Annotated in this window: 12 protein-coding genes; 11 read left to right on the top strand and 1 reads right to left on the bottom strand. The window is 51.8% G+C overall.

Features of this window, described 5'->3' with window-relative positions; genetic code table 11:
• Positions 1-85 precede the first annotated feature (85 nt).
• The 3 genes from AC3Y2E_RS07890 (at position 86) to AC3Y2E_RS07880 (ending at position 3,696) form a co-directional block, all read left to right on the top strand.
• Positions 86-1,723, top strand: a complete 1,638-nt coding sequence (locus tag AC3Y2E_RS07890; RefSeq protein ID WP_379208877.1) for a glycosyl hydrolase family 28-related protein — start codon at positions 86-88, stop codon at positions 1,721-1,723.
• Positions 1,724-1,793: 70 nt separating this feature from the next.
• Positions 1,794-2,363, top strand: a complete 570-nt coding sequence (locus AC3Y2E_RS07885) for an acyltransferase (RefSeq protein ID WP_379208874.1) — start codon at positions 1,794-1,796, stop codon at positions 2,361-2,363.
• Positions 2,364-2,580: 217 nt separating this feature from the next.
• Positions 2,581-3,696: a C40 family peptidase gene (locus AC3Y2E_RS07880; protein WP_379208872.1), complete on the top strand. Its 1,116-nt coding sequence runs from the start codon at positions 2,581-2,583 to the stop codon at positions 3,694-3,696.
• A 254-nt stretch (positions 3,697-3,950) separates the two neighbouring features.
• On the opposite strand, the gene AC3Y2E_RS07875 is transcribed toward AC3Y2E_RS07880, so the two are convergent.
• A complete protein-coding gene (locus AC3Y2E_RS07875) occupies positions 3,951-4,682 on the bottom strand; it encodes a molybdenum cofactor biosynthesis protein (protein ID WP_379208870.1) in 732 nt (243 codons plus the stop codon).
• A gap of 179 nt (positions 4,683-4,861) precedes the next feature.
• Between AC3Y2E_RS07875 and AC3Y2E_RS07870 the strand changes: the two genes are divergently transcribed.
• From AC3Y2E_RS07870 to AC3Y2E_RS07835, 8 genes are all read left to right on the top strand, one after another.
• Complete coding sequence (locus AC3Y2E_RS07870; protein ID WP_379208868.1) at positions 4,862-6,298, top strand: bifunctional metallophosphatase/5'-nucleotidase; 1,437 nt, start codon at positions 4,862-4,864, stop codon at positions 6,296-6,298.
• A 17-nt stretch (positions 6,299-6,315) separates the two neighbouring features.
• Entirely contained in the window at positions 6,316-7,149 is an 834-nt protein-coding gene (locus AC3Y2E_RS07865; RefSeq protein WP_379208866.1) for an undecaprenyl-diphosphate phosphatase, read from the top strand.
• Between the two features lie 145 nt (positions 7,150-7,294).
• Positions 7,295-8,422: an HD-GYP domain-containing protein gene (locus AC3Y2E_RS07860; protein ID WP_379208864.1), complete on the top strand. Its 1,128-nt coding sequence runs from the start codon at positions 7,295-7,297 to the stop codon at positions 8,420-8,422.
• Between the two features lie 112 nt (positions 8,423-8,534).
• Positions 8,535-9,662 (top strand): radical SAM/CxCxxxxC motif protein YfkAB, encoded by a 1,128-nt coding sequence (gene yfkAB, locus AC3Y2E_RS07855; protein WP_379208862.1) that lies wholly within the window; start codon positions 8,535-8,537, stop codon positions 9,660-9,662.
• 128 nt (positions 9,663-9,790) lie between these two features.
• Entirely contained in the window at positions 9,791-11,134 is a 1,344-nt protein-coding gene (locus tag AC3Y2E_RS07850) for a hemolysin family protein (protein ID WP_379208860.1), read from the top strand.
• Positions 11,135-11,149: 15 nt separating this feature from the next.
• Entirely contained in the window at positions 11,150-12,196 is a 1,047-nt protein-coding gene (gene ytvI / locus AC3Y2E_RS07845) for a sporulation integral membrane protein YtvI (RefSeq protein ID WP_379208858.1), read from the top strand.
• 84 nt (positions 12,197-12,280) lie between these two features.
• Positions 12,281-13,111: an undecaprenyl-diphosphate phosphatase gene (locus AC3Y2E_RS07840; RefSeq protein WP_379208941.1), complete on the top strand. Its 831-nt coding sequence runs from the start codon at positions 12,281-12,283 to the stop codon at positions 13,109-13,111.
• Positions 13,112-13,331: 220 nt separating this feature from the next.
• On the top strand, positions 13,332-14,255 hold the full coding sequence (locus AC3Y2E_RS07835; protein ID WP_379208856.1) for an acetamidase/formamidase family protein: 924 nt from the start codon (positions 13,332-13,334) through the stop codon (positions 14,253-14,255).
• Positions 14,256-14,275 lie beyond the last annotated feature (20 nt).

Here is a 14,275-nt window from a genome sequence, read left to right as displayed (position 1 = left end):
GGAATCGTTATACCGACTAAAGTATTCGTGTGCAATCTCCATGTACTCAACAATGACTTTAATGTCAAAGGAGGACTGTGGCAGAATGACCGATATGATTGCAAGGGCTGCAGCAGAATCAGCGCAAGCGGGACGTGTAAATGTGAAAGATTTTGGAGCGAAAGGTGATGGCGTGTCTGATGACACACTAGCATTACAACGTGCAATTGATTCTTTAGCTGCTTTTGAAGGTGGGGACATTATTGTGCCACCTGGAACTTATAATACGACAAATACGATTACCGTTAAACCCAAAACACATCTTATGCTAAGTAAAGGAAGTATTATACGGCCCAAACTGGACTTTCATGTTATTCGATTAAATAGAAATGGGAAGATTAGTGGCGGAATGATAAACACATACAATGTCGAACCAACATTTACAAATAGTTGCATTTATTTGGATGGAGTAGATAAGTTCAGCACATCATCACATAATACCTCAATATCATCTCTAATACTGTACGGACGCGAGTCACGTATTACTGGTACTGGTATACTTATGTATTCCACAGGTGCTGGTAGTAACATTTGCTGGGTTCATGTATTTGATGTTAATATAAGTTTCTTCGATAAGGGTATTCACCTGCACTCTGAATACGCAGGAAAAAATACAGAGCAATGGGTGAATGGGAATCAATTTAACCAAATCGGATTTTCGTGGAATCGGTATGATATCTACCTACAAGGGGGAAAGGGCCCTCCTTACGAAACATCGGGAAATATTTTTAGTGATATTCAAAGTCAGCCCATGAAGGACACAACGCATTTTTATTTATGTGGAGTAAGGAACTATATATCCGGAATCTTTTGGGACAGACATTTAATTGATTCTAAAATTGCTGGTGTGTTTACAGATCAATCGCTACTCAATACAGTTGTATCTGACTTAACTTCACTCGATGTCAAAGATTATGGTACAGATAATTTTATATCCACAACTTCTCCAATACGTGTAATGTCAGGAGTCAGTCCCCCTCAAGTTGTAGATAATGGATTTCTTTTTTCTGGTAACCAAGATGATTATTTGGCATTCGCAGACAAGAGGTTTAAAGTAACACAAATTAGTGGCCCTCCATTAATTAGTGGTTTATTATCAAATATGTTTGACTTAAAAGCTAACTCTCCTGCGATATGGGATGGAAATCAAACCTCCCAGGAAAATCCAATTGTCGTAGAAATCGCGTTCCCCACAACTATCACATATTTTAGTAATTTTGGGATAGCATTTGGGCCATGGCAAGAAAGTCCAAAAGCAATAAAACTGGAAAGACAATATCAGGGGAATTGGTTTTCGCCGTTATTTGATTACAAAGGATTATCTATTCAAAAATATATAGTTAAACACTCAATGCCAACTTATATAGATAAATTTAGGCTAACCTTCTACGGTTCTAATGCTTCTGACGGACGAATTAGAATTCTACGCATATTTGGTAAATCAGATAGTGAGTATGGTGCTGCTTATTTACCGACAATAGGTGGTAATTTATATGGCAACCTTCATATGAATAACAACTATTTATTTGTAGGAAATGTAAAATCGTTGCCTCCAGCATCTTCTTCATATAGAGGCAGTATGGTCATGGTGCAAGGCGGTGATGGAGAAGCAGACCTTATATATATGTGTATTAAAAAAGGTGATGGTTCATATGTTTGGATGAAAAAAAGTTTGCAAGAATAGTTTACGTGATGACATACATTCAAGAACATGGTATGATACATCGTGTATCGATGTTCGGGGGTGTATCATAATGAACTTGAAAAACCTACAATTGTTGAGTTTTAACAACATTGTAAAACTATTAAGAATGAGAATAAAGGGATTAATTTATAAAGGTCTTCATAGAAATATTTCTATAGGAAGGAATTTTAAATTATCCCCAGGTAAAATTAGAATTTCTCAAATGAACAAAAATTCAAGGCTTATTATTGGTGATTATGTTCAAATATATGGTCAAACTGGATTTTTTCTTGACTCCCCCGAAGCAGTAATTGAGATAGGTAATGAAACATACATCAATCGTCGTTCTGAAATCGCCTGTAAGAAATTAGTTAGAATTGGTGCTAGATGTGCAATATCATGGGACGTAACCATTATGGATAGTGATTTTCATACCATAAATAATTTTTCCGATTCCCTTCCTGTAATTATTGGTAATCATGTACTTATTGGATGTAAATCTACGATTTTAAAAGGGGTCACTATCGGAGATGGAGCAATTATAGCTGCAGGTTCATTGGTAACGTCAGATGTACCAGAAAAATCTATGGTTGCAGGTGTCCCAGCAAAAGTAATTAAGCAAAATGTAGAATGGAGTTAAAGATAAATTTTTGAGAAGCTAAAGCACCTACAATATTGGTGCTTTTTTATTTTTCAAGCATAAGTAGATTCGGTAGAGAAGGATGGCCTACTCTCAATGAAACTTAGCCCCTCCCAACAATTACAACCCACCCCCCTCCGATTCGCCGCATAATTCATTCCACACTTCCTAAAGCTATCCTCATCAACGAAATTTTATCGTGAGGAGAGCATAGAAGATGATGAAAAGGCAGCGGAAGGTAGCCCTCACTCTGATCGCGGTTACGCTGATGACCACGACCGCATGCGGGATGAATAGTGGAGGAATGAAACGCCAGGCGGGGGAAGCGAGACTGTCGCCGGAGGTGGCGGCGCCATCCGTTCCGCAGACGCCTCAGGCGTTGTCCGGTTCCGGTGTAAATATGCTGAATGCCGGTGAAGCCAAAATACCGATCACGATGGTGGAAGGGAAACGGGTCATTTCGGGGCAAACGTTCGCCGATACGCTGGAGTTTCAGTGGGATTGGGACCCGGCGACCGGCACGCTGCGGATCGGCGATAATGACGCCGTGTATGAGCTCAAAGGCGGCAGCACGCAGGCTGTTGTGGAGGGAAATGCTTTAACGATGGCCGAGGCGCCTTTCGTATCTGGCGATACGTTGCAGATCCCTTTGTCCGTGGTTGAAGATTTGTTCCGCGATGTCGTTTCCTACGAGGTGCGCGATAACGAACTGGCCATAAAGCCAAATCCGAACGCGGTTGACAAAGCGATTTTGAACTTGCCGCCGGAACCGGAAGGTCAAGAGGATGAGTGGAGCTTCGCCGACGATCCGAACGATCCGAAAAAGAAAAAACCGGCATCTGCCGGTAACATTTCTTCATTCACGAGAGAGGCGCTAGAAGCGGCTGCATCTGTTCGCGGGCGAGGGGACGCGATTCCGGTACAGGTCGATATCGATACGGACAACCTGATTTCCACCGGTAAAAGATACTTGGGCGTCAAATACAAATTCGGCACGGGCCCGTATCCGCAGACGGGCAAGTTCGACTGCTCGACGTTTACCCAATATCTTTACGGTAAGGAAGACGTCGAGCTGCCGCGTACCGCAAGAGCGCAAGCCCGGAAAGGACAAAGCGTCAGCCGTAAAATGCTGCGTGAGGGCGATCTGATGTTCTTTTATGTACCCGGCCGCTTCAAAACGGATAAGATCGTCGGGCATGTGGGCATCTATATGGGTAACAACCAGATGATTCACGCTTCGCCGAAACCGAAAGACGGCGTGCAAATTACGAACATCAATCAGCCTTACTGGAAAAAAACGTTTTTAAGCGCCAAACGTCTGGATATGGAATAAACATGCGGTAAAGACCCAACAAAACCCAACAAGACCATCCAGCCAGTCGCTAAACACAGAATCTGATGAACTGAATCGCGCCATCCAAGCTGGAAGCGATGTTGAACAGCATTGAAAAACACCGAAAAGACCGTTTAAAGCCGTCCCAGGCTAAACGGTCTTTTTGCGCCTTAGGTAAAGCCGAATAGCTGAATGAATGATGCCAAAGAGACGGCTGCGAGCAAGATTTTCGCTTCGGAGCTTGGCCTGAACGCTCATGTCGTACGCATCGGATTCCAAGCGCCGGACTGTGGCCCTTTCCATTGCGAGCCGTCTTCCCACACTTCCTTTTTCCAGATAGGCACGATTTCTTTAAGCCTTTCAATCGCATAACGGCTCGCTTCATAACAGTCCGCACGGTGCGGCGTCGACACGGCAATGACGACACTGGTCTCGCCGACCGGAACCGTCCCGATCCGATGCGAGATGGCCGTGAGGGAGCCGGGCCATCGGGAGCGGATCTCGTCCGATATTTGCTGAAGCGTCTTGAGCGCCATCGGGACGTACGCTTCGTATTCCAGCAGAACGGTACGCTGCCCCAGCGTCGTCCGGCGTGTCGTACCTATGAAAACTAAAGACGCACCGTGTTCGTCGTCCGCTACCTGGACAGATACTTCGTCCGCGGTAAGCGGGCTTGTCGTAATACGATGCAGGCCCAGCGTTTCATCGACGGAGGATGAGGGGACTACCGGCTCCTGCTGCCCCCCGGATACGGGAGGAATAACGGCAATTTCATCGGTTACGGATAACAGGTCGTTGTCTGAGGCGTAAGCTTGATTTTTGGCAATGAACGCCGTCCGGATCAAACCGCTCGCTGCGGGATAGGCGCGGCTCAGAAGCTCCTTCAGCTCGGCTCCGGTCAAAGTCTCCCCTTGTATGTCTATAGGAACGGTGGAAGCGCCGAGGGCATCCGATAACCCGGCGAATACGCGAACAACAAGCTGCATAAGCTGGAAACGCACCTCCATAAGCTAGTCTATATTTGTACCCAGTGTATCATTTCCGTTGCATGTCCGGCAAAAAAAAGCATAAAATTAGGAAAAGCCGACGGCAGGAACTTTTTTGATCGGAATCGAAATGGATAGAGTCTGGACAATCTGTATACGAATGAAGCGGAGGGCGGAGCATGGACGACAAAAAGCTGGTCCTTCTGCATACGAACGATATCCACAGTCACTTCGAGCGGATGCCCCGAGTCGGGTCCGCTTTGGAACAGCTTCGAAGCCGTCATCCGTCCTCGGAGTTGATCGTCATCGACTGCGGGGACCATATGGACCGGATGCGGCCCGAAACCGAGGGCAGCTCCGGCCTTGCCAATATTGCGGTATTGAATGCAACCGGCTACGATCTCGTCGTTCCCGGCAACAACGAGGGATTGACCTTTACTCCGGAGCAGCTCGGCGTTGCCTATAACCAGAGAAACGGGTTCTCAGTCGTATGTGGCAATTTATCCGATAAAGACACGGGCGAAGCGCCGCCTTGGATGGAGCCGTACCGGATACTGGACAAAAACGGGCTGCGCGTAGGCATCATCGGACTGACCGCCTATTATCCCGACTTTTACACGCTGCTGGGCTGGAATATCTCCAATCCCTACGAGACCGCCGCCCGGCTGACGGATCTGCTGCGTCCCGACGTCGACGTACTGGTCGTCGTCTCCCATCTCGGTCTGATGCACGATAAAGCGATGGCCGAGCAAATCAACGGGATCGATGTCATCCTTGGCAGCCATACTCATCATTTGCTGGAGGAGCCGCTGTTTCTAAACGGTACATACATCGCCGCCGCAGGCTGCTTCGGTAAACACTTGGGCGAGCTGGAGTTCTCCTACAGTATGGCGGATAAGCAACTGCGTTTAGTCAAAGGGTTGATCTGGGAGACGGAGCGGTTTCCGCCTTCGGCCCGGCTCGAGACGATTATCGCCGAGGAGGAGCAGAGAAGCCGCGACAGGCTTACTCTGTCCGTCGCTCGTCTGGAACAGCCGCTATACATACGATGGGAATCGGAGTCGCCTCTGGGCAATTTGCTCGCGTCGGGTTTGCGCAACTGGACGGGGGCCGAGATCGGCCTTGTGAATGCGGGCCAGATTTTGCAAAGCTTGGAGGAGGGGACGGTCACGCAATACCGGTTGCTGGAAATATGCCCACCGCCGATTAATCCGTGCCTGATCCGTCTGCCCGGACACGAGCTGCGCCTTGCGCTGGAAGAAGCTTTGCTGGACGAGTTCACCCTGAAACCGATCAAAGGGTTCGGCTTCCGCGGCAAGCTGCTCGGAACGCTGTGCGTCTCCGGTTTGCGCATCGAATATGCCGCGGAAGCGGAGCCTTACCGGAAAATCCGCAGCGTAACGGTAAACGGCGAACCTCTCGATGAACAGCGAATGTATAACGTTGGCACGATCGATATGTTTACGTTCGGGATCGGCTATATGTCGCTTAGCCGCGGACAAATCGTTCAGTATTATTTGCCGGAGTTTATTCGGGACGTGCTGGGCGACCAGCTTCAAAACGAAGAGGAGTTGCAGCTCTGCTCCGATCGCAGCTGGTTTCCGGTAAGCGATTAACGCTTAGGGGGGATGGCATGTTCAGTTTGTGGGTGGCGTTTATTATCGGGGTAGTGGAAGGGCTGACCGAGTTTTTGCCGGTATCTTCGACGGGGCATATGATTCTGGTTGGCAATATGCTGGAGTTTACCGGGGATAAAGCGGAGACGTTCGAGGTCGTCATCCAGCTCGGCGCGATTCTCGCTGTGGCGATCATTTACTGGAGGCGGGTGCTTCGGCTGTTCGGCTGGCGCGATCCGCAAGCTCCGGCTCCGGCTGCAGGTTCGGGTTCAGCGAGACGGCTCAACCTGCTGCATATAGGGCTGGCGATCGTGCCCGCGCTCGGGCTCGCTTTCGTATTCCGCGACTACATCAAGCTGTTGTTCATGCCGGAGACGGTGGTGATCGGTCTAATCGCCGGTGGGATTTTTATGATGATTGGGGAAAAGCAGCAGCCCGCCATAACCGCGGGGGATATGGACCAGTTGACGTACCGTCAGTCGTTTTTTATCGGGATGGCCCAATGTTTATCGTTATGGCCCGGATTTTCCCGTTCGGGAGCGACGATTGCGGGAGGGATGCTGGCAGGGGCGAGCAGGGCGGCGGCCGCGGACTTTACGTTTCTGATCGCCATCCCTGTCATGTGCGCGGCAACCGGATACGAGCTGTTGAAAAATGCCGGTACGATGACCGCGGGGGATATCGGCTTTTTGGCGGTCGGCTTCGTCATAGCGTTTGTCGTTGCGCTTCTGGCCGTCGTTACGTTCATTAAGCTTGTAGGCAAGCTGAAGCTGACTTATTTCTCTTATTACCGGTTTGCGCTCGCTGCAATTGTACTGATATATATGTATACGATCGGCTTTCCCGGTTGAAAAAAGGAAAGAATCGTTAAAAATGATGCCAATTTCCTAGTTCTAAAGTCCTTGAAATTTTGTCGAACTGTGAGGTTTCTTGTTGCTCTTTTTACAACAATTCGATACATTAATAAAGGATACAACGAGAAAACGATGAAGAGACGTGGGGAAACAAATGAGGCTTGTACCGATCGAGTGGTGCCGTCCGGGCATGCGGCTTGCAAAAAAAGTGTTCAACGAGGAAGGTCTCGTGCTTCTGGCCGAACATGTGGAGCTGACTCAAAGGATGGTCGAACGTCTCGCCTTGTACGGAATCCCCCATCTGTATATTGAAGACGAACGGACAGACGATGTTGTCATCAGAGACGCGATTACGGTGGAAACGAGACGGATGGCGATGGGTGTCATCCGCACGAATTTTAAGCGTGTGATGTTGGATTCACTGCCGCGCCGTGCCGCGTACCAGCCTTATATGGGCAAATCGTTTATGGAAGCCTTGAGGATGATCATCGACGATCTCAGTCAAAATCCGGGCGCGATGATTATGCTGACCGACATTAGCATCACGGACATGTATTTGTACCAGCATTCGCTGAACGTATGCATTTACGCGACGATGCTTGGTCTGGCGGACGGATATTCCAAAAACGATCTGACGATGCTCGGTCTGGGAGCGCTGCTGCACGATATCGGGAAGACCAAGCTTCCGACGGATATTTTGAAGAAACCCGGGAAGCTGCTGGACTCCGAGTTCGAAACGATGAAGCGTCATACGGAATACGGGTACCGGCTGCTGAAGGACGAACCGAACATTCCGCTGTTATCGGCACATTGCGCCTTGCAGCATCATGAGCGGCTGGACGGCAGCGGATATCCAAGAGGAATCAGAGGGGAAGAAATCCACGATTTCGCCAAGTGGATCGGGCTGGTGGACTCCTATGACGCCATGACGACGAACCGGGTGTACAGAGCGGCGATGCTGCCGCATCAGGCGATGGAAGTGCTGTATACGGGCGCCGATTCGCTCTACGAGAAAAGCAAGGTGGAGCATTTCCGCGATCGGGTGGCGATTTACCCGCTTGGGGCTACCGTTACTTTAAATACGGGCGAGACGGGGGTCGTGGTGGACGTCAACAGCCAATTCGCTCAGCGTCCGATTGTCCGCATCCTGGAAGACCAAGAAGGTCAAACGTTGAAAGAGCCTTATGAAATCGATCTTTCCACCCATTTGTCCGTTATTGTGACAGGCATCGGCAACGTCCAGGTGGCGGAGCCTATCAAATTTACATAAGATCCCGTTACGAATTGCTGCCCATGGGCCGATCGTAGCCCGGGGTTTTCTTTTTTTCACGCTTTCGGGTAAAATGGGAAGGATAAGGAACAGTCAGGTGGGGAAAGGCAAGATGAACGATTACGAACAGGCGGCGCTCTTGAAGCCGATTACGCCGGAGTACGATCCTTGGGATCCGATCCGGTCGCTGCGGCAGCATGGACGTCATGTGCTGACAAGTGTTGAATTTACAGTTACCAATTTATGTAATATGCGCTGCGAGCATTGTGCAGTCGGGGATGCTTTGACGATGACCGAAGGAGCCCGTATTCCGATTGCCGATCTGATCCGCAGACTTGATGAAGTGGAGCATCTCGAGACGATCAGCATTACCGGAGGCGAGCCTTCTTACTTGGAGAAGACGGTCAAGGATTATATCGTTCCGCTGCTGAAATACGCAAGAGAACGCGGCGTGCGGACGCAGATCAACTCGAATGTAACGCTCGACCTGTCCAGATATGAGAGGATGGCGCCTTATCTCGACGTCATGCACATTTCCTTCAACTACACCGATGCGGACGATTTTCATCGCGTCGGCTTCGTGCATGCCGGTCATCCGGTCGGCCGTGACACCGCCGTCAAAATGTATGAGCGGATGATCGACAACGCCAGGGCGCTTAGCAGAGGCGGTATGTTCGTATCCGCGGAGTCGATGATTAACTTCCGGACGCATGAGAAGATAGCAGACATTCACCGGCTGATCGGGGAGATGGGCTGTGTGCGTCATGAAGTGCATCCGATGTATCCGAGCGCGTTCGCGGCGAACTTGCCGAAGCTGTCGCTGGAGCAGATCCGCGCTTCGATTCACCAGCTGCTGGACAGGCGCGATCCGGACATGTGGATGCTGTTCGGGACGCTGCCGTTTTTCGCATGCGGCGGCGAAGAAGCCGATCTCGAGCTTGTCCGCAGAATGCGCAGCGAGCCAAAAGTAACCGTGCGCAACGACCCGGACGGACGCAACCGGCTGAACGTGAACATGTTTACCGGGGACGTTTTCGTAACCGACTTCGCGGATCTGTCTTCGCTCGGCAACGTAGCGACCGATTCGCTCGACGGTATTTTCGATAAATGGCTGGAGCATCCGCTTAGCCGGATGGTCAACTGCCACTGCGATGCGGCTGCCTGCTGCGGTCCGAATTTGCTCGTGGCGGACGCTTATTACCGCGATGTCGACTTTATGAAGCGCCGGGCGATCGTTTGAGGCAGGATTGATTCGGTTAAGTAGTTAAAAAGCTGTAACCTGAAAGCGTCCATTAACGTCTAACTATACGGACAGACAGCTGAGCCGCAAAAGGGAGGAATCTCCGGAGCAACCTCGGAGAGTATACAATGGAAACGGAATTTCATTGGAACGAACTGCTTTTGTACATGGTGCTCGTCCTGGTTCTCGTCTTTTTAAACGGTTTTTTCGTAGCGGCCGAGTTTGCCCTGGTTAAAGTTCGGCAGTCCCGGCTCACGCAGCTTGTGAACGAAGGAAACGGCAAAGCCAAATATGCGCTGGCGGTAACCAAAAAGCTGGACGCCTATTTATCGGCCACACAGCTCGGCATTACACTGGCGTCGCTTGGACTCGGCTGGGTCGGCGAACCGGCGGTATCCCGGCTGCTCGTCGAGCCGCTGCTGGCCGCCTTGGGTGCGGGCAACGCGGTGTGGAGCCATACGGTATCGTTTGCCATCGCCTTTTCGGTCATTACGTTTTTGCATATCGTGCTGGGGGAGCTGGCTCCCAAATCGCTGGCCATTCAGAAGTCGGAAGGCACCTCGATGTGGCTATCCGCTCCGCTTATGCTGTTTTACAAGCTGTTCATGCCTGCAATCTGGGTGCTGAACGGAGCGGCCAACAAGCTGCTGAAGCTGTTCGGCGTTCAGCCCGCTTCGGAGCGGGAGGCGGCGCATACGGAGGAAGAAATCCGGATTCTGATGAATCAAAGCGCGAAAAGCGGACATATCGACCAAGACGAGATGGCGCTGTTTGACAATATATTCGAATTTTCCGAGCGGCTGGCGCGCGAAGTGATGGTTCCCCGGACCGATATGGACTGTTTGTATCTCGAACAGCCGTTTAACGAAAGCGTGAAGACCGCTTACGCCTCCAAGCATACCCGTTATCCGGTCGCCAGCGGCGACAAAGACCGGATCGTCGGATTCGTCCATATTACCGATCTGCTGACAGCCGATCCCGATGAGGACCATGATCTGAGGACGCTTCTGCGTCCGATCCTGACCGTCCCGGAGTCGATGGAAGTCAGCCACGTGCTTCGTCTGATGCAGAAGCAGCGTTCACAGATTGCAGTGGTGATCGACGAGTACGGGGGAACGGCCGGGCTTGTGACGATCGGGGATATTCTGGAGGAGATCGTCGGCGAGTTGATGGACGAATTCGACGAAGGCCGGTCGAGCGTGGAAGTGAACGGCCAAATAACGTCGGTCGACGGGCGGATGCTGCTCGAGGATATTAACGCCATGCTGAATACCGCGATCGAGGATGCCGAGGTCGATTCCGTCGGAGGCTGGCTGTTCAAGCAGCTCGAAGGAGTTCCCGTTAAAGGCAATAGCGTGGAACACGACGGCTATACGTTTGAGGTGGCGGAAGTAGACCGACTGCGAGTGGTCCGGGTACATATTACGCGAGATCCAACCGCCGAACCTACTGCAAATCTATACGTCGATTAAGGGGAGCGGTGCCTAGTGTCCATCAAAGCGGTCGTCGCCATACTTGCCGGCGCCGTAATGTTATACGGATTGTTTACGATCGGCATGCCGTTTCTTGCGGCCATCGTTATCGCGATGTTTCTGGATGCGCCGATCCGCGCGATGATGAGAGTATTCCGGATGAACCGGGTAACGTCGGCTACGATCGTCTGTACGTTGTTTACGCTGCTGCTGTTCGGTCTCGCTTATCTGATCGGAGCGGGCGTCGTCTCTCAGCTCGTCGAGCTGTGGACCAAAGTTCCGGTATTTTTGGACGAGTTCAACAAAGTGTTCAAGGATGCGACCGAGAGGACCGAGCTGTTCTACAACTCGCTGCCGGCCGATGTCGCCGTACAGGTGCAGACCACACTGGCTAATAGCGTAGCGACGATTACTTCGACGATCGCGGGTATGATCAAAAGCATATCCTCGTATTTTCTCGGGGCGGCCAAAGCGGTTCCGAACCTGTTCGTCGCGTTTATCGTGTTTATGGTCGCTTTGTATTTGGTCAACTATAGCTTGCCAATATTAAAGACGCAGTTTCTCGGGCTGTTCGAGTTAAAGTCCCGCGGCAAGGTAGAAGAAGTGATGGGCAATTTGCGCAGCTCCATATTCGGCTTCCTGAAGGCGCAAATAATTTTGAGCGCACTGACGTATCTCGTCTCGCTGCTCGGGCTACTCATTCTCCGGGTGGAGTATCCGCTTGCGATTGCGCTTCTGATCATTATCGTCGACGTGCTGCCGATTCTCGGAACGGGCTCGGTCCTCGTGCCATGGGCGGTTTATGTGCTCATTAAGGGCAATATGCCGCTGGCGATCGGTTTGGTTGCGTTGTTCCTCGTCATCACGATTTTCCGGCGCATCGCGGAACCGAAAATACTCGGCGATTCGATCGGCATCGGCGCGCTGCCTACGCTTGTCGGCTTGTACATCGGCTTCAAGCTGGTTGGGGTTGTCGGGCTGTTCCTGGGACCGATCGTCATTATGATTTATAAAGAAATGCGCAAGGTCGGCTTGATCAAGTTTAATATCAAGCTGGAGTGAACGGGGAAGCATGACGGGCCGCCACAGGCGGCTCTTTTCGCGAAATAGCGCGCGCTGGAAACTTTAGGAGAGGTGAGAGTCAGTTTGAGCTTCTGGGACTTTTTTGTAGCGTTAGTATTAGGGATTGTGGAAGGGTTGACCGAGTTTGCGCCCGTATCGTCAACGGGACATATGATTCTGGTGGACGACCTGCTTCTGCATTCGAAGGAGCTGTTCCCGGCTTCGGTGGCCAACTCGTTTAAGGTCGTCATCCAGCTTGGCTCGATTCTCGCCGTGGTGATCGTGTTCAAGGATCGCTTTCTCGACATGTTCGGCTTGCGCAGGAAGAGCGGCGGCGCGGCGAAAGGCGGACCGAGACTGAAGCTGGCGCAAGTCATCGTCGGCCTGATCCCGGCCGGAGTCATCGGCGTGTTGTTCGAAGATTATATCGACGAATACTTGTTCTCCATCGAAACGGTACTGATCGGCCTCGTCGTCGGCGGGGTGCTGATGATCGTCGCCGACCGCTTCCGCCCGCGCGTGCCCAAAGCGGACACGGTCGATAAAGTAACGTACAAGCAGGCGTTCGGCATCGGCCTGTTCCAGTGTCTCGGCATGTGGCCCGGGTTTTCCCGTTCCGGCTCGACGATATCCGGGGGCGTTCTGCTCGGTCTCAGTCACCGCGCCGCTTCCGACTTCACGTTTATTATGGCGGTACCGATCATGATGGGGGCGAGCGTCATCTCGCTGTACAAGCATTGGGATTCGTTTACTGCAGAAGCTTTGCCGTTTTTTGCAGTCGGTTTTGTGAGCGCGTTTATTTTTGCCCTGATCTCCATCCGGTTTTTCCTGAAATTGATCCAGCGGATCAAGCTGGTTCCTTTTGCAATCTACCGTTTCGTACTGGCTGCTCTAATTGCACTCGTCTATTTTTAATGAATAAGCCGGCCCGGTGACGCTGATGTTTGAACCAATCGCCACAATCCTGATGAGCCGCTGAGCGCTCCGGGATCGTGGTTTTTTGTATGCAGCTAAAGTAGGGAAGACGGCCGGTAATCATGATATAGTGTAAGGGAAGCGCATGTACCCGATAACGAAGTGAATAAGCTGATTAGTAGCGGAAAGTCCATGAAACGTGAAAAGGACGGGATGCACGTTGACCAATCACCGATTTGTGCCGGAAGTATACTGGACTACGATCGGCTCTCACGCACCCTCGTTGTACGTGAACAGCGGAGATACGGTGGAGACGACAACGGTCGACTGCCGGGGATGGGACAAGGACGGCCAAGAAGTAACGGCTGGCGGCAATCCGATGACCGGTCCGATTCATATTGCGGGTGCCGAGCCGGGGGATACGCTCGCGGTACGGTTCGACAGCATCGTGCCGGACCGGGGATGGGCTTGGGCGTCCGACGTACTGTCGCCAAACGTGGTGGAGGCCGACTTCGCGGCGAGTCTGCCGAAGGCCGGAATTCGACGCTGGAACGTGAATGCTGCAGAAGGATTTGCGGAGCTGGAGGACGCGGCTGCGGGATATTGGGCCGGCCGGCGGCTGCCGCTGCGTCCGTTTCTCGGCTGCTTCGGCGTCGCGCCTGCGCGGGGGCAAGCGATCTCCACCTCTACGTCCGGAGAGCACGGGGGCAATATGGATTACAGAGGGTTCGTTGCCGGCGTAACCGCCTACTTTCCTGTATTCGCTGAAGGGGCGCTGCTTCATCTCGGTGACGGGCATGCGCTGCAGGGGGACGGGGAGATTGCGGGGACGGGTCTGGAAATCTCGATGGCGGTGAAGTTCCAGGTCCGGGTTCTAAAAGGCGGGAGGACGCGCTGGCCGCGGGGCGAGACGCCCGACTGCATCTTCACGGTCGGCAACGCTAGGCCGCTTGACCAGGCGCTGCAGCATGCTACGACGGAGATGCTCCGCTGGCTGACGGACGGATACGGGATGACGATGCAGGAAGCGAGTCAACTGCTCGGCCAAGCGGTGAAATACGACGTGGCCAACGTTTATAATCCCGCCTATTCGATGGTGTGCAAGATAAGCAAGCGGTTGCTGCCGGACGTTACGGCCATATAAAGGAATGCCGGGAGGAACTG

The organism is Paenibacillus sp. MAH-35 (assembly GCF_058135425.1).
The sequence above is the reverse complement of the archived record's forward strand: the minus strand, read 5'-3'. Positions and strand labels throughout refer to the sequence as shown.

Excerpts from the sequence above, each read along its gene's own strand:
- AC3Y2E_RS07890 (WP_379208877.1), top strand. The coding sequence starts at position 86 with ATGACCGATATGATTGCAAGGGCTGCAGCAGAATCAGCGCAAGCGGGA.
- AC3Y2E_RS07885 (WP_379208874.1), top strand. The coding sequence starts at position 1,794 with ATGAACTTGAAAAACCTACAATTGTTGAGTTTTAACAACATTGTAAAA.
- AC3Y2E_RS07880 (WP_379208872.1), top strand. The coding sequence starts at position 2,581 with ATGATGAAAAGGCAGCGGAAGGTAGCCCTCACTCTGATCGCGGTTACG.
- AC3Y2E_RS07875 (WP_379208870.1), bottom strand. The coding sequence starts at position 4,682 with ATGCAGCTTGTTGTTCGCGTATTCGCCGGGTTATCGGATGCCCTCGGC.
- AC3Y2E_RS07870 (WP_379208868.1), top strand. The coding sequence starts at position 4,862 with ATGGACGACAAAAAGCTGGTCCTTCTGCATACGAACGATATCCACAGT.
- AC3Y2E_RS07865 (WP_379208866.1), top strand. The coding sequence starts at position 6,316 with ATGTTCAGTTTGTGGGTGGCGTTTATTATCGGGGTAGTGGAAGGGCTG.
- yfkAB (WP_379208862.1), top strand. The coding sequence starts at position 8,535 with ATGAACGATTACGAACAGGCGGCGCTCTTGAAGCCGATTACGCCGGAG.
- AC3Y2E_RS07850 (WP_379208860.1), top strand. The coding sequence starts at position 9,791 with ATGGAAACGGAATTTCATTGGAACGAACTGCTTTTGTACATGGTGCTC.